The 21456-nt window shown below is 71.2% G+C and carries 18 protein-coding genes; 4 read left to right on the top strand and 14 right to left on the bottom strand.

Going from position 1 to position 21456, the window contains the following annotated elements:
- Positions 1-2: 2 nt before the first annotated feature.
- The 5 genes from OG254_RS47495 to OG254_RS47475 all read right to left on the bottom strand — a co-directional run bounded on the left by OG254_RS47495 (position 3) and on the right by OG254_RS47475 (position 6478).
- On the bottom strand, positions 3-1850 hold the full coding sequence (locus OG254_RS47495; RefSeq protein ID WP_405594229.1) for an HSP90 family protein: 1848 nt from the start codon (positions 1848-1850) through the stop codon (positions 3-5).
- A gap of 65 nt (positions 1851-1915) precedes the next feature.
- Positions 1916-2902 (bottom strand): hypothetical protein, encoded by a 987-nt coding sequence (locus tag OG254_RS47490; protein WP_405594227.1) that lies wholly within the window; start codon positions 2900-2902, stop codon positions 1916-1918.
- Positions 2903-3087: 185 nt separating this feature from the next.
- A complete protein-coding gene (locus tag OG254_RS47485) occupies positions 3088-3606 on the bottom strand; it encodes a hypothetical protein (protein ID WP_405594224.1) in 519 nt (172 codons plus the stop codon).
- 174 nt (positions 3607-3780) lie between these two features.
- A complete protein-coding gene (locus OG254_RS47480) occupies positions 3781-5742 on the bottom strand; it encodes a SpoIIE family protein phosphatase (protein WP_405594222.1) in 1962 nt (653 codons plus the stop codon).
- A 175-nt stretch (positions 5743-5917) separates the two neighbouring features.
- Positions 5918-6478, bottom strand: a complete 561-nt coding sequence (locus tag OG254_RS47475; protein ID WP_405594220.1) for a TetR/AcrR family transcriptional regulator — start codon at positions 6476-6478, stop codon at positions 5918-5920.
- Between the two features lie 95 nt (positions 6479-6573).
- Between OG254_RS47475 and OG254_RS47470 the strand changes: the two genes are divergently transcribed.
- Together OG254_RS47470 and OG254_RS47465 are read left to right on the top strand one after the other, a co-directional pair.
- Positions 6574-7314: an SDR family oxidoreductase gene (locus tag OG254_RS47470; RefSeq protein ID WP_405594218.1), complete on the top strand. Its 741-nt coding sequence runs from the start codon at positions 6574-6576 to the stop codon at positions 7312-7314.
- Between the two features lie 218 nt (positions 7315-7532).
- A complete protein-coding gene (locus tag OG254_RS47465; RefSeq protein WP_405594216.1) occupies positions 7533-7871 on the top strand; it encodes a hypothetical protein in 339 nt (112 codons plus the stop codon).
- A gap of 93 nt (positions 7872-7964) precedes the next feature.
- Here the strand turns inward: OG254_RS47465 and OG254_RS47460 are convergent, their stop codons facing one another.
- Positions 7965-8375 carry a cupin domain-containing protein gene (locus OG254_RS47460; RefSeq protein ID WP_405594214.1) on the bottom strand — a complete coding sequence of 137 codons (411 nt, stop codon included), beginning with the start codon at positions 8373-8375 and terminating at the stop codon, positions 7965-7967.
- A gap of 233 nt (positions 8376-8608) precedes the next feature.
- Between OG254_RS47460 and OG254_RS47455 the strand changes: the two genes are divergently transcribed.
- Together OG254_RS47455 and OG254_RS47450 are read left to right on the top strand one after the other, a co-directional pair.
- Positions 8609-8803 carry a hypothetical protein gene (locus OG254_RS47455; RefSeq protein ID WP_405594212.1) on the top strand — a complete coding sequence of 65 codons (195 nt, stop codon included), beginning with the start codon at positions 8609-8611 and terminating at the stop codon, positions 8801-8803.
- A 3-nt stretch (positions 8804-8806) separates the two neighbouring features.
- A complete protein-coding gene (locus tag OG254_RS47450) occupies positions 8807-9322 on the top strand; it encodes a DUF4328 domain-containing protein (RefSeq protein WP_405595618.1) in 516 nt (171 codons plus the stop codon).
- Between the two features lie 55 nt (positions 9323-9377).
- On the opposite strand, the gene OG254_RS47445 is transcribed toward OG254_RS47450, so the two are convergent.
- From OG254_RS47445 to OG254_RS47410, 8 genes are all read right to left on the bottom strand, one after another.
- Positions 9378-10061: a helix-turn-helix domain-containing protein gene (locus tag OG254_RS47445; RefSeq protein WP_405594210.1), complete on the bottom strand. Its 684-nt coding sequence runs from the start codon at positions 10059-10061 to the stop codon at positions 9378-9380.
- Between the two features lie 73 nt (positions 10062-10134).
- Entirely contained in the window at positions 10135-11826 is a 1692-nt protein-coding gene (gene atzF, locus OG254_RS47440; protein WP_405595616.1) for an allophanate hydrolase, read from the bottom strand.
- Between the two features lie 5 nt (positions 11827-11831).
- Entirely contained in the window at positions 11832-15422 is a 3591-nt protein-coding gene (gene uca, locus OG254_RS47435; RefSeq protein WP_405594208.1) for an urea carboxylase, read from the bottom strand.
- Entirely contained in the window at positions 15419-16285 is an 867-nt protein-coding gene (locus OG254_RS47430) for an urea amidolyase associated protein UAAP2 (RefSeq protein WP_405594206.1), read from the bottom strand. The genes uca and OG254_RS47430 overlap by 4 nt, the downstream gene beginning before the upstream one ends.
- Position 16286: 1 nt before the next feature.
- Positions 16287-17237 carry an urea amidolyase associated protein UAAP1 gene (locus tag OG254_RS47425; RefSeq protein WP_405594204.1) on the bottom strand — a complete coding sequence of 317 codons (951 nt, stop codon included), beginning with the start codon at positions 17235-17237 and terminating at the stop codon, positions 16287-16289.
- 64 nt (positions 17238-17301) lie between these two features.
- The gene (locus tag OG254_RS47420; RefSeq protein ID WP_405594202.1) at positions 17302-18900 is read right to left on the bottom strand and encodes an amino acid permease; all 1599 of its coding nucleotides are present in this window, start codon (positions 18898-18900) and stop codon (positions 17302-17304) included.
- 160 nt (positions 18901-19060) lie between these two features.
- Positions 19061-19894, bottom strand: a complete 834-nt coding sequence (locus OG254_RS47415; protein ID WP_405594199.1) for a class I SAM-dependent methyltransferase — start codon at positions 19892-19894, stop codon at positions 19061-19063.
- 246 nt (positions 19895-20140) lie between these two features.
- On the bottom strand, positions 20141-21253 hold the full coding sequence (locus OG254_RS47410; RefSeq protein ID WP_405594197.1) for an ABC transporter substrate-binding protein: 1113 nt from the start codon (positions 21251-21253) through the stop codon (positions 20141-20143).
- Positions 21254-21456: the final 203 nt, after the last annotated feature.

Below are 21456 nucleotides of genomic sequence, written 5' to 3'. Positions count from 1 at the left end.
CGTCAGCTGTCCTTGCGAAGGGCGTGGGCGAGAAGGTCGAGGAAGGAGCGGTTGATCAGGCTCGACTCGGATGGCCTGAGCGGGCGCCGGGACAGCATCGCGGCCTGCCCGTAGAGGGCTTCGGCGCTGGTGCGGGCCAGCTCGGGCTCGTCGATGGCGACGGCGGTGCGGACCAGCGGGTTGAGCTGGTTGAGGATCAGCTGGGCGCGTGGTGCCTCCTGCCGCAGGGCGCCGAGGATGTCGCCCCACAGGCCGCCCTCCTGCTCACGGGCGAGCTGGGAGCGGGTGCGCTCGTGCCGGGCCTCCCGGCTGTCGACGAGGAGAGCGGGGGCGGAGGCGGGCTGGAAGGTGCGCAGCGCTACGTCGCAGTCGAAGACGGCGAGGGCGTCGCGGGCCTGGGCGAGGTAGGCCGCGGCGGCCAGTTCCGTCTCCCGGTCGACGGGGTCGAGGTGGGCGGTGAGGGTCGCCGGGTCGAGGTCGGCGACGCTGACCTCGGGCCTGATCTCGGGCAGTCGGTGGACCAGCTCACGGTCGTAGGTGTAGCCGCCGTTGACGACGCCGAGCCCGGCGGCCGAGGCGATCGCGGCGACCTGCCGGAACTCCTCCACGCTGGACGTCACGAGCACGGTGCGGTGGGTGCGCGCGAACTCGTCGAGGGTGCTGTGCCCGTCGGTGGTCTCGAACGGCAGCCAGGGCAGCAGCATCCGCAGGATCTCGTCGTCGTGCACCGCCAGCGACTTCACGGCCAGGTGGTGGGCCTGGAGGAAGCGGGCGAGCAGGTCCGGGTCGCTCGCGGCGGCCCGGGCGATCCAGGCGCGCAGCCGCTCGGCGAGGGCGTCGCGGACGGCGGCGAGGGTGTCGTCCTCGTACAGGGACTCGCGGGACGCCGTCGGGCGCAGGCTCTCGGCGTCGACGACACAGCGGACGAAGAACGCCCACTCGGGCAGGATCTCCTCGGCCTGCTCGGACAGCAGCATGCCCTTGACGTGCACGCGGTGGCCGTGACGGCGTCCGGCGGGCACGGCCTCGGGCAGCACGCACGCGATGCCCTTCAGGCCCACGGCCGGCAGGTCCAGCTCGATGGTGTCCAGCGGCGTGAATCCGAGGACTTCTTCGCCGTACGCGGCCAGCGCACGGGACCGGGCTCCCGGCGTGGGGTGGGTGCGCGCCCAGGGCGCGGGTTCGGGGTTGACGGACGCGCCCGGCCCGCCCGAGCCGTCGTCGAACGTCACCGGGTGGCGCAGCAGGGAGCCGAAGTGCCGGGCCAGTGCGTGCACCTGCTCCGGGCGGGTCCACTCGCCCGCGTCGGCGCGCGGCGTCAGCGTGACGGTGGTGCCGGGCCGGGGGCGGGCGGAGGCGGGCAGGGTGCGGACGGTGTAGCTGCCGTCGCCGCGTCCCCGCCACTCGACGGCTGGGGCATCGGGCGTGCGGGCGGAGCGGCTCAGGACGTGGATCTCGTCGGCGACCAGGAAGCAGGAGAGCAGACCGATGCCGAACTGGCCGATGAAGTCGCCGCGTTGCTCGGCGATCCGCTCTGCCCGTTTGCTGCTACGGCCGATCGTGGCGAGGAAGGTGTGCACGTCGGCCTCGGTGAGACCGACGCCGTCGTCCTCGACGCGTACGACCGAACCGTCGGCGTACAGGCGGATGCCGAAGGCGTCGGCGGGTGCGGCCGGTTCGTGGCCGCGCCGGGCGGTCAGCGCGTCCACCGCGTTCTGCATCAGCTCGCGCAGGTAGACGCGGGGGCTGGAGTAGAGGTGATGGGAGAGGAGGTCGACGAGGCCGCGCAGGTCCACCTGGAAGGTGCGGTCGGCGCCGGGCGGGTTGACGGCAGTGTCGGGCAGAGTCATCGGGCAGTCCGGGGTGGGAGGGGTGACGGATGGCGGGCGGACGGCACTGGGCCGCAGGGGGGGGCTCAGGCGCGGCGGTGGTGGCGGGCGAACTGCTTCTCGGGTTCGGCGAAGTAGGCCCAGGGCCACTTGGTGTAGGCGCCGTCGAGTGTCTGGAAGACGCGTCGGACCGTGTGGCGCTCGCCGGCCAGCGACAGGGCCATCGCGAACATGTTGAAGTCCTGCTGCCAGCCCGGGCGCCACGCGTAGGCGGGGTGGAGGATGCTGTGGTCGGCAGCGGCCCTCAACTCGGCCTGGATCGCGGGTGTTTCGAGGCAGTCAGCGCGGTCCGACTCGACCCAGTCCTCGATGTGCGCCATGGCGATCACGCAGCCGAGGCGGTGCCCCTGCGGGGTGCGGGAGAGCGCGTCGCGGGCGAACGCCATGGCCTGGCCGGGCTCGCCGCCCCAGCGGGGCTGCAACTGCGACACCCACTCGACGTGGGTCTCCAGGTCGAGCGGGTCGCGGCGCAGGGCAGCGTCGAGCCGGGTCTCGTTCACGGCGGCGCCCAGCGACATGCCGCGGCCGGAGGTGAGGAGGCGGCGCCACGGCGTGACCCATTCGGGCTGCAACTCGGCGGCTTCGAGCAGCTGCTCCTCGGCGATGTGGAGCCGCTCGTGGAAGACCCGCCACTGCTCCTGGGTGACGTTCACGGCACGCTCGGCGGTGCGGGCCTCCCAGCCCCAGCTGACGTGGCGCGTCCCGGATATCAGCAGGGCGGTGGCCCTGTGCTCCTTGTCCTCCTCGACGGCCCGGCCGATCCAGTCCTGCACGCCATCCAGATCGGCCAGCTCGGCCAGGACCGCGTGGTCGTGGCCGAGATCGAAGGGGGCCAGCGCCGCCTTGACCGCCTCCCAGTCACCCGCGTCGGCCGCCTCCACCAGCGCGAGCACGCGCGCGTCTCCGAGCGCGCGCAGCGTGTACGTCCCGTTCCTCTGCCTGCGCGGGACGGGAAGGACGTTCGGATCCTCCGCCGGTCTCTCCCCACCCCTGCCGAACAGCCTGCCCAACATGCCGCGCCCTCCCCTGGGTCCCGCGTGATCATCGAGGGCAGCATAAACGGCCCCACCGACACCGCTTCCACAGGGTTTTCACCAGCGCTTCACGAGCCCGGCCCCTGTCCCGCTCTCTCTCCCCCCCCTCACCGGGCACACCGGCCCGAACCAGCGCGCACGCCCGACCACCGCGCACGCCCGACCTACAGCCAGAACTCGACCCCGAACTCCACGCTGACCGCGTGGTGGGTGGTGTCTGCCGGACAGTCGCCGTCGAACTCGCCCTCTCCGGCGAAGAACAGGACGCCGCACTTGCCGCAGACCTTCCAGCCGGCCCTGAAGTGCTCGAACGGGCCCCAGCTGGTGGGCAGTTGGTACGCGGTACCGGCGGCATGCTGACCGGAAGCCATGCAGTGGTTGCCGCCGGCGTCCGCGGTGAACATGACCTCGCACTTGGTGCAGTGGTTGAAGCCTTCCGTCCAGCCGCTGACAACGGCGCCGTCGCCCCTGGTCGAGGGATCCTCGGTCATCTCGAACGCCCAGTCGCTGTTCGGGATGTGACGGCCGATGAACTCGGGTGGCGTCCCCGGGATGGGGTCGGCGGTGCAGGACCCGTTGGGTACCGGGTCGTACGGAGGCGGATTGTTCGTGGGCGGCCAGCCGCTGTAGAACAGCGAGAGACAGTTGTGGCACCCGGTCCAGCCGAAACGTGTGGGCATCATTCACCCCTCTGACTCTTCGCGGCGCTCCACTGAGCTCGCGATCCGGTGCGGGAGTGTCTGCGAGGGGCCTGCTTCCAAAGTAACGCCGCAGGGACCGTCCCGGCATGTGGATCAAGCCACGGCAGTCGAGGTCACCCCGCGTTTCCAGGCCGGCGTCCCCTGTGACTTCGCACGCTAGCCGGTGATTTGAGCATCGTGGTCGGCCACCGGCATGGGCTGGAGGCGGGTCAGCCGGGTGACGACCACGGTGGCGTCGTCCGCCGAGTTGGCGGGGCGTACGGCGACGAGGGCGTCGCAGACCTCGTCCAGGGGTGTCTCGGTGTGGTGAACCGCGCGGCGGAGCATGGCGATCCCCTGGTCGAGGTCCAGAAACGTGCTGCGGTCCTCGATCATCCCGTCGGTGTAGAGGACGAGCAAGCTGCCCGACGGGACGACGCAGTGGGCGCTCTCGTACACGTGATCAAGCCCCATGCCCACGGGCGGCCCGGGGTCGGCCGCCAGTATGTCCGCCGACCCGTCCGGCCGGACCAGCAGGGGCGGTGGGTGGCCGGCAAGCGCGACCCGGAGGTCTCCGCCGGCCCCGTCATAGACGACACAGACGCAGGTGGCCGGCAGATCGTTGTCGGCGTCGTCCTTCAACCCGTCCAGGCGGGTGAGGAGCTGACCGGGTTCCAGACCCACGGCCAGCAGGGCGCGAGCGGAAGAGCGGTATCGGCCCATGGCCGCAGCCGCGCCCAGTCCGTGCCCCATGACGTCACCGACGGTCAGTCCGATACGCCCGCCGGGCAGGCGCACGACGTCGTACCAGTCACCGCCGGCCAGGGTCCCGTCCTGGGCGGGGAGGTAGCGGTATGCCGACTTGGCCCAGGGGATGTCCGGCAGGCGTGCGGGCAGCAGATGGCGCTGGAGGGCCAGTGTGGCCAGTCTTTCCCGCCGGTAGAGCAGGGCGTTGTCGATCGCCATGGCGGCGCGAGCGGCGATGTCGCGCGTGGTGAGCACGTCGTCGGCATCGAAGCCGCCGGGTCGGGAGAAGGTGATCGCTCCCAGAACTTGTCCGCCGGCAAGCAACGGCAGAGCAATGCCGTGATGCTGCTCGCGCGCTTCGTCCACGAGGAAGGCCACCACGTCGGCCGAGCGGATGCACTCGCTGACCGGGATCGACGCCTCACGGGCCTGCGGCAAATCCCCTTCCGGAGCAGCAGGGCCGCTGCCCACGGCGGCGCTCAGCGGGTAGACCCGCGCTCTGGGAGACCCGTCAGGACAGCCGGTGCCGCGCACCCCCGCCGCAGTGCTCTGCACTGCGCCTTCCAGGAGGTCGACGGTGACGGTCGAGGCGAACGCCGGGGTACAGACCGCTGAGAGCCTCGACGCCACGCTCGCCACGTCCAGCCCCTGGCTGAGGCCGGCACTGATCCGGGTGAGCAGCTCCAGCCGCCGCTGGTTGCGCGCGGTGTCCAGCAACTCCGCCCTCGTGCCACCCAGGTCGTGCACGACGCCGGCCTGCCCCACGATGCGGCCATCGGCATCCCGCAGGGGGAAAAGGGTTCCCACCGCCGCGTACGGTGTGCCATCGGGCCTGATCGCGGCCACGTGCAGATTGTCGATCGTCTCGCCACCGTCGGTGACACGTCGCAGCATCGCTTCGTACGCCCGCGGGTCGGGGAGGTCGAGGACGTCCAGGATGCGGCGGCCCAGGTGTGCGGCGACGGGCAGGCCGTTGAGACGCGCGAGGGCGTCGTTGATGAAGCGGTAACGCAGGTCCTTGTCCAGGACGGCCAGGCCGATCGGCGAGGAATGCAGGAGAAGGTCGGCCGCCGCGGGATCGCACCAGTCGATCTGCTGGTCGCCGCGGCCGGCCACGGCGAGCAGACCTGTACCGGCTGCGAGCGGTACGGGTACGACACGCCACCGGATGCTGCGGCTGCTGCCGTCGAAGCAGCGCAGCCAGTCCGTGCGGACTCCACCGCCGGCCCGGACCAACTCGGCGACGAGCGCCCGTCCATGGCTGGTGGGGCGGTCGGCAAGTACGGACAGGTCGCGACCGACGACCTCGGAGGCCGGGTGCCCGGTCAGCGTTTGCGCTTCGGAACTCCACAGTCCGATACGGCCCGCCGGGTCGACGAGCGCGACGGCCAAGCCGTCATCACCTACCGTGTGCCGCCGTCCTCCCGGCACGGCATGCTCCCCTCACGCGCCGAAGTCCCGCTCCCCTGGCCCGTCCGGGCACCCCCGTCAAGCTAGGGGTCCCACCTCCGATTCTTCCGGGAGAGGCCACGAGCGCCACTCGGAGGAGTGACCCGGTCCCCCGCTCTCACCGGTCCGCTTCCTGTCGGTGGAGGCCGTCGAGAATGACGTTCATCAAAGGCCGGGCCGTTGACTGCCACTCGTCCCGGTCCAGGCGGCTGAGGTACGCGACGAGCATGAGGACCCCATGGGCGTCCACGTCCGTGCGGAGGGAACCATCCGCCTGCCCGGCGTCCAGCAACTCACCGAGAGCGCCTTCGATGGGGTTGTGGCTGTGGGCGACAAGGTCCTGCCATGCCGCGGGCTCCAGCGCCGCCAGGACGCCGCGCTTGATCTCGGCGTAGTCGATCAGCCGGTCGAGCCAGTGACGCAGGGCTGCCACGGGCTCGTGTTCCGCGAGCAGTGTGGAGGCGGCGGTCACGAGTTCGTCGACGTCGCGCCGGTACACCTCGGCGAGGAGCGCTTCGCGGCCCGGGAAGTTCCGGTACAGCGTGCCCTGGCCTACACCCGCGCGCTTGGCGATCTCGTTGAGATGGACGTGGTGGGACTCGGCCAGGGCTGCCCGGGCGGCCTCCACGATGCGGGTCCGGTTCTCCCTCGCGTCCTGACGGCGTGCCGACGTGCTCATAGGCCTCTCCTGATGTTCCGCCCCGACAAGTGGACACGTGTCCGGTAAGCTGGAACGAGTACGCGGACACGTGTCCACTTTACTTGGAGGCAGCCATGCTCTCTCTTCACGGCAAGATCGTCGCCATCACCGGAGCGAGTGGCGGCATCGGCGAAGCCACGGCCCGTCTGCTCGCTCGGCGCGGCGCGGCCGTCGTCCTCGCGGCGCGCCGCAGCGAACGCATCGACGCCATAGCGCAGGACATCCAGAAGGAGGGAGGCCGTGCTGCCACGTGCGTCGTCGACGTCACCAAGGCAGAGGACCTGCGGCGCCTGGTCTCCACCACGATCGAGCAGTACGGCCGTGTCGACGTACTGGTGAACAACGCCGGCATCGCCCCGATCAGCCCGCTGTCCGACCTCGACACCGCAGGTTGGTCGGCCATGATCGACGTCAACCTTCGCGGCATGCTCAACGGCGTCGCCGCCACGCTGCCCGTCTTCCGCGAGCAGGGGTCCGGCCACCTGGTGAGCATCGTCTCCGTGGCCGGGCTGTCCGTCTCCCCCTCGATGGCCGTCTACGCCGCGACCAAGAACGCGGTCCGCACGGTCCACGAGGGGCTGCGCACGGAGTCCACCGACGGGGTGGTGCGCACGACGGCCATCTCGCCGGGATACGTCCGCACCGACCTCGCCGACTCGATGCCGGACCCGCACATCCGTCAGCGGATCCGCGAGAACATGGACGCGGTGGGTATCGATCCGGCGGCGGTCGCCCGCGCCGTGGCCTTCGCGATCGAACAGCCCGACGACGTCGAGATCGGCGAGATCAACGTCCGCCCCACCGTCCAGGCGTGACCATGGCCGCCAGCCACTGTCGCGGGGGGGGCCATCAGCTGGTTGGTGCTGGGCGCGGTGCTCGCTCCGGCTTCGCCACTGTCGTCGCCGGAGCGCCCGCGCGCGTGAGCTGAGCCCGACGCGAACCGGGGGCGCGCGGGCTGCCTGTCTGCTCCAAGTCCCCCTGTTCCAGGGGCTATTCCCGGTGGAAGCCGCCGCGTCCCGGGCAGCGTTGCCCCATGGCAACCACACGCATTGCTTCGTCGCGCCTGGGTCGTACCGCCCTGGCGGCCGCTGCCGCCCTCGCCGTCTTCACCGCGCTGCCCGCCGGCAGCGCGTCCGCCGCCTCCGGCACATTCTTCTACCACTCGGCCGAGTCCGGGGACCTGGAGATCGGCGATCCGGACAACGGGGAGTGCTACCTCCTGCTCCAGGGCGCAGACAGTGTCGAGAACCGCACCGACGCCGTGGCAACGGTGTACTACGACCGTGGCTGCGAGGAACCCGCCGACACGCTCTTCCCCGGGGACGCCCGCGGCTACTTCGAACCGCTCCCCCACAGCGTGACGTTCGGCTAGACACCCCGGCAGCGGGGACCGTTGTCGAGGACCCCGCACCGGGCAGGCACACCTAGAAATCAGGACCCGAGTGATCCGGAATCCTGGTTGCCGTCACGGCTGAGTGGCGCGCAGGTGTCGCCGTTCGGCCAGCTCCTGCGCGCCGACCACGGTCAGAACCGGGGTACCGGGTGGCGCGAACATGGTCACCACCAGCTGTGACTGCGCGTCCGGGAGGTTGTTGGCTCCCTGGTAGTGGATCACGTCACCGCCGGGCTCGAACAGGGCGTCACCTGCCTTGAGCACCCTGGGCAGTTGCCCCTCGAGTTCGAAGAGGATCTCGCCCTGGGTCACATAGCCGAAGAGCGGCCCGGGATGCCGGTGCGGCGGCGCGCCGGGGTCACCGGGTGCCAGGGTGACCCGGATGGTCCTGGCCTCGGCGCCGGCCGGGATCCGGGCCACCGCGTCCGACAGGGTCGTGATCACCTCGACGCCCGGGGGCAGGTGTGCGTGCTCAGCGCTCATCGTTTCCTCCAAACAGGGACTGTCCACAGCAAGGACCAGACGACCGGCCCGTTTGTGACAGCGCTGCGGTGGACTTCGTGGTGGGAGTCCTCGTCGGCCACTTCCTGCAGGTCAGCCTCTGGACCTGCCGGCGGAATGTCATGGACGGGACGACCGGGCTTGGCTTACGGTGCCTCAGCACGCGTTCTTCCGCGGGCCGTTTCCCGTTTCTCCGCCCGTGGGGGGCCACCGTCATGTCCGCATCCAGTGATCTTCGCCCGAGACCCTCCCTGCCCGGCAGGGTGCCACTCGCCTCGCGCGGCCTTGTGGCCGCCGTTTCAGCGCTGCTCGCCACCGTCGCCCTGAGCGATCTGTTCGCCGTGTTCGCCGGAGTCCGCATCCACATGCTGACCGGCTCGGACGACGCCCTTGCCGCCGCACCCCAGTAGGAACTGGCCGGGGCCTACTCGCTGTACGAAAAGGCCGGGACCCTCCAGGTCACGACGTACCTGGCCTGCGCCGTCCTCTTCGTCGTCTGGTTCTTCCAGATGCGTCGCACCACAGGGCTGCTCGCACCCGACCGGTTCCGCAACAGGCCCGGCTGGGCCATCGGGGCCTGGTTGATCCCGCTGGCGAACCTCTGGATGCCGTACCGCATCGCCGTCGACATGTGGACGGCGAGCACACCACTGCCGGATGACGGTGTGCCGTCGCGGACGTCGATCTGGCCGGTGAACCTGTGGTGGGCGCTGTTCGTCTCCAGCAACCTGTTCGGCCGATACGCCGCCTCGCGTTACGACAACGCCGAAACGCTCGCGCAGATCCGCAGTGCCGTCGTGCAGTACCTGGCGGCCGACCTCCTGAGCGCCGTTGCCGCAGCCGCCGCGATCTACTTCGCCTTCCGCCTGACGGCCATGCAGCGGCTCAAAGCGTCCTGGGGGCCCTATCGGACAACAGCTCCGGCATGACCGCACACCTGCCACGGCAACGACGCTGAAGACCGCACCCCTGCCGAGCCGTCGGTCATGCCAGGCGGCTCAGCAGGATCCGTGCCTCGTCCCTGGCGGCGGTCACCACCGGCTCGTCGAGCCCGCACAGCCGTAGGCACGACGACGCGATGGCATCCGTGTCGGCCGCTTCCGGCTCACGGGAACGCCGTATCTGGATGACGACCTCCACCAGCTGGATCAGCAGTTCCCCGATGCGCTCGGGCGGCAGGCTGCGGGCGACGCCCTCGGTCGCCGCCGCAGCGCCGAGAGACCCGTAGCTCTCCTGCAGTTGGGCTCGGTCGGCGCGGAAGGCGTCGAATCGCTCGGCCAGTACTTCCGGCAGGAGGTAGAGCGTGCCGATGTTGTAGGGGGTGCGGGACAGGGTGCGGACGTCGGTCGCGGCCACCGCGTACAGTGCCGCGGCCGCACTCACGCGCTCGGGCACCCATGCCTGGATCCGCTCCACCATCTCCAGGCTCGGCCGGACCGAGGTGGCCAGCAGCTCGGCGAGAATCTCGTCCTTGGTGGTGAAGTGGTAGTACAGCGAGGCCTGCCTGATGCCCACCCGCTCGGCGATCATGCGGGTGCTGGTGGCGGCGATCCCGTGTTCCACGAAGAGCGCCCCGGCGGCGTCGAGGATCTGATCGCGGGCAGAGGTGTGGGGATCGGAGGCCGCCGTGTGGCGGGGTCTGCCTTGGCGGGGCCGCGTCGTCGTCATGCTCCCATCCTGCCGGTTCGGCGGCGGGCTCCCGGCCGTGGCCGGCACCGGCTGCCCGCCGATGCCGCCCCGGTCACGCGGACGCCAGATAGGCCCGCCAGCCGCCGAACCGCGTGATGTCGGGCGCGTCCTCGACGGCGTACGGCTCCACCAGGAAGCCGCTGATCTGCCGTCCGTCGGCCAGTTCGACGGTGCCGATGGTCATCGGCGCGGGAACGGCGGCGATCAGCGCCCCGAACCCCGCGGCCGGCAGTCGCCAGATCTCGCCCTCGATGCCCGAGCGGCCCTCTGCCCCCGCGCCACCACGTGTGCCCACTCCCGTGCCATCCCCGGCATCCCGGACCAAGCCCGGCTTGGGCGGCTCGGTGGCCAACGCATGCAGCCGGTAGCGGGCGGCGGTGCGCGCCGGGCCCACCAACGTGCCGCCCGCCTGGACCAGTTGCGCGTTGAGCGGCTGTCCGGTGAGGTGGGCGCCGACCACGAACAGGTCGAGCCCATGATTGCTGAAGCGCTCGGCCAAGGCGGCCAAGGCGCGGTCGGAGAAGGCGGGGCCGGTGAGCATCACGCCGAAGGGCAGGCCGTCCACGAAGCCGGCGGGAACGGCGAGCGAGGCGTAGTCCAGGAGGTTGGCGAAGTTGGTGAAGCGGCCCATCCGGGCGTTGGCACCGACCGGGTCTGCCGCCACCTCGTCGAGAGTGGGGTGCCAGGTGGTGGTCGGGGTGAGGAGCGCCTCGCAACCTTCGAGGGCCGTGCGCGCGGCGGCGCCGAGGACGGCGAGCCGGGCGGTGTCGGCGGCCCAGTCGGCGGCCGTCTTGGTCCGGCCGGCCAGCACGATGGACGCGACGGTGGGGTCGAGGTCCGTGCCGATCAGGTCGCGGTGCTTCTCGATGTGCTCGCCCACGGCGGTGTACCGCTCGGCCACGAACGCGCCGCCGTACAGCAGTTGCGCGGCCTCCAGCAGCGGGGTGACGTCGGCCTCGACGATCTCCACCCCGGTGCTCGCCAGGCGGGCGACCGCGGCGCCGAAGGCCGTACGCCAGCCGTCGGCCATGCCCTCCAGGTTCTCGTCGGTGGGGACGGCGACCCTGGGACGCGCGGCCGGCGGCGGGAGCTGGGTGCCGGTGCGGGAGAGCGGGTCGGACGGGTCGGGGCCCTCGACGATCTCCGCGGCTGTGCGGGCGAGCCGCAGGTCGCGGGCGAAGACGGTCACGCAGTCGAGGGTGTAGCAGGCGGGGACCACCCCGGTCACGGGCACCAGGCCCTTGGTGGGCTTGACGCCGACGATGCCGTTGAGGGCGGCGGGCACCCGCCCGGAGCCGGCCGTGTCGGTGCCCAGCGCGATGTCGGCGATGCCCAGCGCGACCGCGACGGCGGAGCCGGCGGACGACCCGCCGGAAATGCGGGTCGGGGCCCAGGCGTTGCGGACCGCACCGTAGGGGCTGCGGGTGCCGACCAGGCCCGTGGCGAACTGGTCCAGGTTGGTCTTCCCGAGCACCACCGCGCCGGCCGCGCGCAGCCGTGCCACCGCGGGTGCGTCGGCGTCCGGCCGGTAGGCGTAGGACGGCGCGCCGGCGGTCGTGGGCAGGCCGGCCACGTCGATGTTGTCCTTGACGGCTGCGACCAGGCCGGCCAGCGGCAGCTTCGGATCGATCCCGGCCGCCTCGGCGAGCACCTCGTGGCGGGGCCTGAGATGGATCCAGATCTCGGTCCGATCGGCGGACTCGATACGGTCGTAGGCGGCCTCGACGCGCTCGGCCGGTGTCATGGCGCTCATGCCCGCACCGCCGCGAGGACCTGGCCGGGGGCGACCTGTTCACCGGGCTGGACGTAGATCTCCAGAAGTGTCCCGGCGACGGGGGCGCTCACTTTGGACTCCATTTTCATCGCCTCCAGCGAGAGGATCGGGTCGCCCTCGGCGACAGTGGTACCGGGCTGCGCCACGGTCTGCCAGACGGTGGCGGTGAACGGCGCGGTGACCGGGACCGCGCCGTCCGGGACGGTGACGGCGTCGGCGGCCGGGGGTTCGGGGTCGTCGTCCCGGTCGAACTCGCCGGCGGCCCGCCAGCGTTCCTTCTCGGCCTCGAACGCGGCGCTCTGCTGCTTGCGGAAGGCGGCGATCGAGTCGGCGTCGGCGGTCAGGAAGGCGTTGTACTCGGCGATCGAGAAGGTGCCCTCCTGAGTGTCGAAGGGGCCTCGGCCGGCGTCGGTCTCGGCGCGCAGTTCCAGGAGTTCCTCGGCAGTGACGGGGTACCACTCGATGCGGTCGAAGAAGCGCAGGGCCCACGGGGAGTCCTGGAACAGGCCGCCCCTGCGGAAACGGTTCCAGATCTGCACGGTACGGCCGACGAACTGGTAGCCGCCGGGGCCTTCCATGCCGTAGATGCACAGGTAGGCACCGCCGATGCCGACGGAGTTCTCCGCGGTCCAGGTGCGGGCGGGGTTGTACTTGGTGGTCACCAGGCGGTGCCGCGGGTCGAGCGGGGTGGCCACGGGGGCACCGAGGTAGACGTCACCGAGGCCGAGTACGAGGTAGGAGGCGTCGAACACCGTGCGGTAGACGTCGTCCGCGGTCTCCAGGCCGTTGACGCGGCGAATGAACTCGATGTTCCACGGGCACCACGGGGCGTCGTCGCGCACCCCGGCCATGTACCGCTCGATGGCGAGGCGGGTCGCCGGATCGTCCCAGCTGAGCGGCAGCCGCACCGTGCGGGACGGAACCACCAGTTCGTTGGTGGGCGGGACCTCGTCCTCCAGTTCGCGCAGCAAGGTGGTGAGGTCACGGGCCTTCAGCCGGCGGGCGTCGGTGTGGATCTGCAGTGACCGGATGCCCGGGGTAACGTCGACGATGCCGTCGGGCGCGTGCGCGGCCAGGGTCTCCTGCAGGGCGTGCACCCGCATCCGCAGGCCGAGGTCGAGCGCCATGGGGCCGTACTCGACAAGGACGTTGTCGTCGCCGTCCCGACGGTAGGTGACGCCGGGGCGCTCCCCGGTGGCCTCCAGGCGGCCCAGTACGCCGTCGTCGCCGTCTCCGCCGGTGCTGATGAGCGCGGGTGAGGCGCGGCGGGCGTCGAGGGCGGCCGCCTCGGCCTCCTTGACCGGCACGAACCGTACGGTGTCGCCGGGGCGGAGCTGGCCGAGCTTCCACAGGTCGCCGCTGGCGACCACCGCGGGACACACGAACCCGCCGAGGGACGGCCCGTCGGGGCCCAGGATGATCGGGGTGTCCCCGGTGAAGTCCAGGGCGCCCACCGCGTACGGCGTGTCGTGGATGTTGGAGGGGTGCAGTCCGGCCTCGCCGCCGTCCTGTCGGGCCCAGCGCGGCTTGGGGCCGATGAGGCGGATGCCGGTGCGGGCCGAGTTGTGGTGCACCTTGTAGTCGGTGGCGTAGAGGGTGTCGATGTCCTCACGGGTGAAGAACTCCGGCGCCGCGTGCGGCCCTTCGGTGACGCCGATCCGCCAGTGCGAGGTGATCGCGGGACGGCGCTCGGGCGAGGTCGGCCCACCGGTCGTGGCATGGGAGGCCGCGAGCCGCAGCACATCTCCGGCAAGCAGCGCCCGGCCGCCGTGCCCGCCGAAGCCTCCCAGGGTGAACGTCGAGGCGCTGCCCAGGTATTCGGGCACGTCGATGCCGCCGCGCACGGCCACGTAGCTGCGCAGGCCGGGCCCCGGTGCGGCGCCGAGGACCAGGGTGGCGCCGGCCGGGACCGGTACGGGCTCCCACAGGTCCGCCGCCCTGCCGTCCACGGTGACCGGGACGGGGGCACCGGTGACGGCGACCACGGCCGCGGCGGAGAAGCGCAGGGTCAGGCCGCCCATGGTGACCTCCAGTGCGGGCGCCTCGGCCTGGTTGCCGACGGCCAGGTTCGCCTCGGCGAAGGAGACGGGGTCGAAGGGGCCGCTCGGCGGCACGCCCACATGCCAGTAGCCGAGCCGGCCGGGCAGGTCCTGGACGGTGGTCATCGCTCCCGGCACCAGGACGTCGATGCGCGGCTCGGGGTCGGTGGTCGTGGCGAGGGTGCTGGTGCTGTGCGCGGCGTCGCGCACCTCGCCCCGCACGGTCAGCGAGCGCAGCAGACTCAGGTTGGTGACGATGCCGTCGACCCGGCTCGCGGCCAGGGCCTCGCCGAGCAGGTCGAAGGCCGTGTCGCGGGTGGCCCCATGCGCGATCACCTTGGCAAGCATGGGGTCGTAGTACGGCGAGATCTCCTGGCCGGTCTCGGCGAAACCGTCGATCCGGACACCGTGCATCTCGCCGGTGCCCTGGCCGGGAAACACCGCCCGGGTGATGAGGCCCGAGGACGGTACCGAGTCCTTGCCGGGGTCCTCGGCGTACACCCGGGCCTGCACGGCATGTCCGGTGGGCGTCCACTCCCGCGCGAACACCGCGTCGTCGACCCGGCCGTCGAGGGCCAGGGCGAGCATGAGCTCGACGAGGTCGACGCCGTACGCCTCCTCGGTCACCGGGTGCTCGACCTGGAGCCTGGTGTTGACCTCCAGAAAAGCGGCCTCCTCGCGCACCGGGTCGTATACGAACTCCACGGTCCCGGCCCCGCGGTAGCCGACCGATGCGAGCAGCCGGCGCGAGGAGTCGTGCAGAGTTGCGCGGACACGGTCGGGCAGTGCCGGGGCCGGGGCCTCCTCGATCACCTTCTGGTTGCGGCGCTGAAGCGAGCAGTCGCGGTCGCCGATGACGGCGATCCGGCCGGTGCCGTCGCCGAAGACCTGAACCTCGACATGACGGGCCGGGCGGACCAGGCGCTCCAGGAACACTCCGGCCGACCCGAAGTGGGACTCGGCGAGCGCGGCCACGCGCGTGAAGGCCTCGCGGACCTCGTCGGCGGTGGCGCATGCCTGCATGCCGATGCCGCCGCCACCGCCGGTGGCCTTGACCATCACGGGCAGCCCGATCGAGGCGGCCGCGGTGACTGCTTCCTCGGCGCTCGCGAGCAGTTCCGTCCCGGCCAGCAGCGGTACCCCGGCTGCCTTCGCCAGGGCGCGGGCGGTGTGCTTCTCGCCGAAGGCGGTGATCTGGTCGGCGGTCGGGCCGGCGAAACTCAGGCCGGCCTCCTCGACGGCGCGGGCGAAGGCGGCGTTCTCGGAGAGGAATCCGTAGCCCGGGTGGATGATCTCGGCGCCGTGGGCGAGCGCGGCCTCGATGATGGCCTCGCCGCGCAGGTACGAGTCGCGGGCGGGCGCCGGACCGAGGCGGACCGCGTGGTCGGCCTCGCGGACGTGCGGGGCGGCCCGGTCGGCGTCGGAGAAGACGGCGACGGTGACCAGGCCCATCCGGTGGGCCGTGCGGATGACACGGCGTGCTATCTCACCGCGGTTGGCGACGAGAACCGTGGCGGGGCGGGTCACGCGGCGTCCTCCGAGGTGCCCGTGTCCTGCCCGGACCGCGGGCTCGCGTCGTCGGGGCGCTCGGAGTCCGCGGGGCTCGCCTGGCTGCGTGGGTCCACGACGATCATTCGCAGCGGGGTCGGATTGAAGTCGTTGCACGGGTTGTTCATCTGCGGGCAGTTGGACACCATCACCAGGACGTCCGTCTCGGCGCGCACAGCGACCCGGCGGCCGGGCGCCGACATGCCGTCCACGATGCCCAGCGCGCCGTCCGCCTCGACGGGCACGTTCATGAACCAGTTGAGGTTGGAGACGAGGTCCCGCACCCCCAGGCCGCGCCGCGAGGCCTCGGCGAGGAAGTTCTCGCGGCAGCCGTGATGGAACATCACATGGTGGCCGTAGCGCAGGGTGTTGGACTCCTTGCCGCAGGCGCCGCCGATGGTGTCCTGGCGGTCGATCTCGTTCGCGACGACGGTCATCAGCGGGCGCCCCTCGTTGCTGTGCAGGACTGTGCCGGTGCGGACATAGGCGTTGCCCTGCCAGGCCAGGGTGTCGGGGACGCTGTAGCGCTCCTCGGGGTCGTCGGCGTTGTAGAGCAGGCAGTCGGCCGACTGGTTGCCGCCGACGTCGACGATCGTCAGGACGTGCCCCTTGGTCACCACCGCCGACCAGGGCGCGTTGGGTGCCACGTTCTCGTCCAGGACGACCGCGCCCCCGACCAGGCTCGCTCCCCAGTCCAGGGCGGAGCCCTGGGCATACACGGCGCCGACGGGGACGGTGGAGAGGACGGTGCCGCCCGACACGGTGGGGTAGCTGGTCAGGGCGGTCTCGGCGTTGGCTGTGTTGTCGGCGGTCACGGAGCTCTCGGTCCCTCTGGTCGCCATGTCACAGCCCTCGCGCTTCGCAGTAGTCGACGGTGTTGAGGTACGCCCGGTGCAGCTCCGGCGTTGCGGTGAACCGCGGCTCGTCGGGACCGGTCGGGGTGCCGCGCCAGGCGTGCACGCGCAGCGGCCCGACGGCGTAGTCGGGGCGCGGGTCCAGTGGATGGGCGACGTTGGCGACCAGCACCAAGAGGGGCATTTCCGCGACGAGTTCGACATGCGCTCCCGGCCCGGCGCTGCCCCGCCAGTCGAGGGCGCCGTCCGGCTCGACGCGGACGCCCTGGAAGAAGGACACGCTGGGCGGTAGGTCACGCCGGCTCAGACCGTGCTTGGCGGCCGCTTTGACGAAGAGCCCGCGGCCTGACGGGGACGGCCCTTCGGGTCGGGCGTCACCGTACTTGCGTTCGTTCCAGGCGTCCGTGGTGGTGCCGCAGAAGGCGTCGTGCCGACCGGAGGAGTCGCCCGTGACGACGGCCATGACCCGGCCCTCGCCGGACAACAGCGGGTGGTTCACGCCCAGGTAGGCCTGCCAGGGGATCTTCTGGGTGTCGGCGACGTTGAGCCGCTCGACCGGCTCCAGGGCGTTGAAGAGCAACAGGTGGGCGCAGGCGTCACCGGTCGGATCGTCGAAACGCAGCCGGGTGCCGCGCGCGAGGGCCTTGTGGGTGTAACCGCCGGGCGCGACCGTCTCCGCCCACAGCAAGGCGGTCGTGTCGACTCCCGGCGGGCAGTGCGGGCTGCTGGACGCCGGAAGGTACGGCATCCATGCGCCTGCCTGTCCGCCCTGGGCGCGGGCGTCGTCCTGGGCGCTGCGGACGCTGTCGGTCAGGTGCAGATCACGGACGCAGGCGGGGCTCTGTCGGGTGGACTGTGCCGTGGGCTGCTGTTCGCCGGTCGTTGCGTCGGGGTGCCGGCCGTGCGGCGTGCCGGCCGTCGGACCTTCGGTCGTGGTCATGGGTGTGCCGTCGTCCCTTCGTCATGCGTCCCTCAAGGCGTCGGGTCATGCGTGGCCGGGGCCGTCAGGCGGGCTCGGCAACCGCCTCGGCGGGCGGCTCGATGTGCGTGTGGGGTACGTGCCTCAGCTCGATCAGGCGGTGCAGTCGGCGGGCGACGAAGTAGCCGGTGCCGATGGCGAGGCTGACCCCGACGAAGAGCAGAGCGCTCCACTGCAGCCACCAGGTGCCCTCGGTGAGGTCGTAGATCTCCGCGCGGGGCCAGAGCAGGTTGACCGTCATGCCGACCTGGAAGAGCACGGCGAGCGTGTTGACGACGATTCCCCAACGACCCAGCGAGAACAGGGGCCGGCCCGTCTCGTCGACGCCCTCCGGGAGCCGGTCTGTGCCCCGGTGCCGGATCCGGGCGACCAGCAACGGCAGCGTCACGCCCAGGTAGGCCAGATAGAGCATGGCGATGCAGAGGCTGGAGAGCGCGGTGAAGATCGCCGACTGACGAACGTTCACCAGCAGCGCGATCGCGGCGCCCACGCCCACCACGATCGACGTGATGATCGGCGTACCGGTGCGGGCCGAGACCCTCGCGAGGTGCCGGTGGAATGGCAGGGCGCCCTCACGCGCCATGGAGTAGATCATTCGCGCGCCGGATGTCTGCACGGCGAGGGTGCAGGCGAACACGGCGACCGCGACGCAGCACAGCAGCAGCCGCCCCAGAGTGTCTCCGAGCCGGTCGGTCAGCACCCAGGACAGACCGCCGGCGGCCAGTTTGCCGTCGGTCAGGCTTCTCGCGGCCAACAACCCCGAGAGGATCAGCAGTGCGCCACCGACGCCGGAGATGATCAGCGCGCGCAGGATGGTCCGGGGAGTGGTCCGGCGTGGGCTGTGCGTCTCCTCCGCCAGCTCGCCCGCCGAGTCGAAGCCGACCATGACGTACGCCGCCATCAGCGAAGACGCGAGGAAGGCCCCCAAGTAGCCGCCGTCGCCGGCCCAGCCGGTGTTGTGGACCACCACCTGCGGGCCGCGCTCGGGCAGGAAGAAGAGCAGCAGCACCAGCACGATCACACCGACGATCTCGATCATGACGCCGACGCTGGTGGCGGCGGCCATCTGGCGGATGCCGAGGATGTTCACCACCGTGGTAATCACCAGCAGGACGCAGCCCAGGAGGACCGCGTTCTGGGCACCCGTCGAGGAGGCGACCGTCGGATCGGCGTCGGGTCCGCCGACGATCTGGAAGCCGGTCCAGATGCCCGGCAGCACCGCCTGCGCGGCGATCGCCGCTGCCGCGACGGTGAGGATCTGCCCGATGATCATGATCCAGCCGGTGAACCAGCCGACGGTGGTGCCGGCCAGCCGGCTGGACCACTGGTAGATCGCCCCGGAGATGGGCCAGCGCGCCGCCAGTTCGGCGAAGCAGAGCGCGACGAGCAGCTGGCCCACGAAGACCAACGGCCAGGTCCAGAAGAAGGCCGCCCCGCCGAGGCCGAAACCGAGGCCGAAGAGCTGGAAGACGGTGGTGAGGATCGATACGAAGGAGAATCCCGCGGCAAATGACGCGAAGTTGCCCATTCCGCGGCGCAGTTCCTGGTGGTAACCGACGGGAGCGGGGCTGGTCGTGACGCCGTCAGCGGGACGTGACGCAGGGGTGAGCTCTGATGGGTTCATCACCGCACCTCCGAGCGGGGGTTACCTGTCAGCTGACAGGTATTGCGATGGTGCGGTCGAAGGGTCTCACGGCTGGGTCACGGGCGTTAATGTCGTGTAACTGGTGCCGCTCATGCGGGACTTCTCATGCGGGACTCGGGACTGCTGCCTCAGGACGGAGTCAGCGCGGGGCTTCCGTGTCGGTTTCCGCGTGGGGTTTCCAGCCCCAGGCGGTGAGCATGCCGGCGGACAGTGCGGCGCACTCGTCGGAGTTCAGGTAGCGGATCGCCGCATCGACAGCCGCGCCGTCGACCAGGCCGGTGGCGATCATCGCCGCTCGGCTCCGTTCCCATGTGTCCGCCCAGAAGCGGCTGATGGGACTGCCCGGCAGCAGCGGCGGCACATGAATCTCGGCGGCGACGGACACGAGCCCCACCCCGCGCAACAGGTGTGGGTAGGACGGCACCCAGGTGACATCGGTGCCGATGGTGTCCCGCAGCCCCTGCCACATCGCCCGCATGACCGTGGTGTACGGCGTGCCGGGCGTCCTGTCGCTGGTCAGATCGACGGCGTCGCTTAGCACCAGCACACCGCCGGGCGCGACGAGTTCGGCCAGCGCCGCGATCAGGCGGTCCCGCTCGGGCAGGTGCATCAGCACGAAGCGCGCGTGGACGAGCCGGAACCGGCCGCGGACGAAGTCCGGGGCGGTGATGTCGGCCTCCAGCACGTCGAGCCCGGGCCGCCCGGTGAGGAAACGTACGTCGCGGTCCACGGCGAGGACGCTCTCCACCCCTGCCTCGTCCAGCAGCCGGCGGGAGACCGCTCCCGTGCCGGCGCCCACATCGAGGCAACGCCACCCCGGGCCGACGCCGAGCGCCCGCAACCTCGCGATGGTCATGTCGTCGTAGGCAAGGGCGCCGTAGTCGATCCTCTCGCCCTCGCCTGCCTGTTCGGGACGGAAGACGGCCTCGCCGTAGCGGCCGTCGCCCGGCGCGTCGCCAGGCGATACGGCCATCACGTGGCTGCCGGCGTGACGCCGAGGGTGTCGTCGAGCCCTGGGAACTGATGCAGCGGGTCGTCGAGGAGTTTCATGGCCGGACCTCTTCACGCCGTGGGGCGGTGCCGGGCGGCTCCGTCCCGTGGCAGCCGCCCCACCGATCCTGCATCGGCGACCGTCCGCACGACCGAGGCGCGCCGACGCTGAGCCAATCGGCCCCGAGGGTGGCTTGATCTGCGACGGCCTTGGTGGACGTCGGTCCGCTCAGCCCGCGTGAAGGATCCGAAAACGATCGGGTTCCGCCGGATCTCGATCAACGACCTGGACCGGCGTCCAAGCCCATTGCCACACGCTGATGCCCGGCGTACGCGAGAACTGGATCTGCCCGCGAGTGCCTTCGACTGCAACGCGCGCCCAGGCTTCTGCGATGCCCATCCGGTCCGCGCCGCTGGAACGCAGCACATCGGCGAGGACGGCGACCGTGTCGTAGCCCTCGAAGGCGACGAAGGAGGGCGCTTCGCCAAGCCCCGCACGGAGGGCTTTCTCGACTCGTGCGCCGAGTGGACTCAGGCGCTGCGGAAGGTAGCGCAAGAACGGGATCGCGGCGCCGTCGTCGCCGAGCGACGTCGCCCATTCGGCGAACTCCGGTTGCCCGGCCGGAGCACCGATCATGATCTCGGCGAGGCGCTGGTCGCTGCGGACGGACTTGACGATCGGCACGGCCGGTTCGGGGTGGCCGACCAGCAGGAGGAGGGCTGTCGCGCGATGGTCGACGAGTTCGTCGCACAGGTCCGTGGGGGTGAGCGCGCTCATGTCGAGTTCGATGACGGTGCCGCCGAGTGGAGCGAGGTAGTCCCGGAGAATGCGGGTCCCCGATGCCCAGTAGACACTCGGCTGGGCTGCTACGGCGATTCGGTTGTGGCCCGCGCCGAGGAGGAAGTCCGCGTAGATCTGCCAGCCGTGGGACTGCGCCGGGGCGAGACGCGCGACCCAATCCGTCGGCTGTCCGGTGAGCGCGTCGATGACCGCTGACGAGCAGAGGAACGGCAGACCGAGGGCGTCGGCCCTGGCGGCCGCGGCGCGAGCGACGACGCTGTGGTACTCCCCCGCCAGGGCGGCCACACCCAGGCGCGCCAACTCATCCACGGCCGCAGCGGCCCTCTCGGGATCAGCCGCAGTGTCCCGGACGACCAGCTCAAGTGGTCTTCCGCCGATACCGCCCGCGTCATTGACTTCGCCAACGGCCAGCTCCAGGCCGGCCAGCAGGTGCCGGCCTGCCTCGACCCAGCCAGGCCGAGTCAGCGGAACGAGTGCGCCGATCCGGACGGATGATCCCTCAGCCCGCTTCGCTCCGGGCGGCGATTGTGGCGTACTCATGCGTGGACGTCTCCCCTGTGACGAGTCGGTTGCCGGACATTGCATCCAGCACTAGCGCCAACAGGCAACCGATTACTCGTTCCCTGCACTGCGAGGCTTCAAGAAACCTTCGACGCGGCCTGGCTGATCAGGACAGACCGAAAGTGGATCTTGTTCGTTGATGATCCCCTATCCCGTCTGCCATCGACCCAGGACAAGCCGAG

Origin of the sequence: Streptomyces sp. NBC_01092 (assembly GCF_045039535.1) — a bacterium.
Lineage (GTDB): Bacteria > Actinomycetota > Actinomycetes > Streptomycetales > Streptomycetaceae > Streptomyces.
The sequence above is the reverse complement of the archived record's forward strand: the minus strand, read 5'-3'. Positions and strand labels throughout refer to the sequence as shown.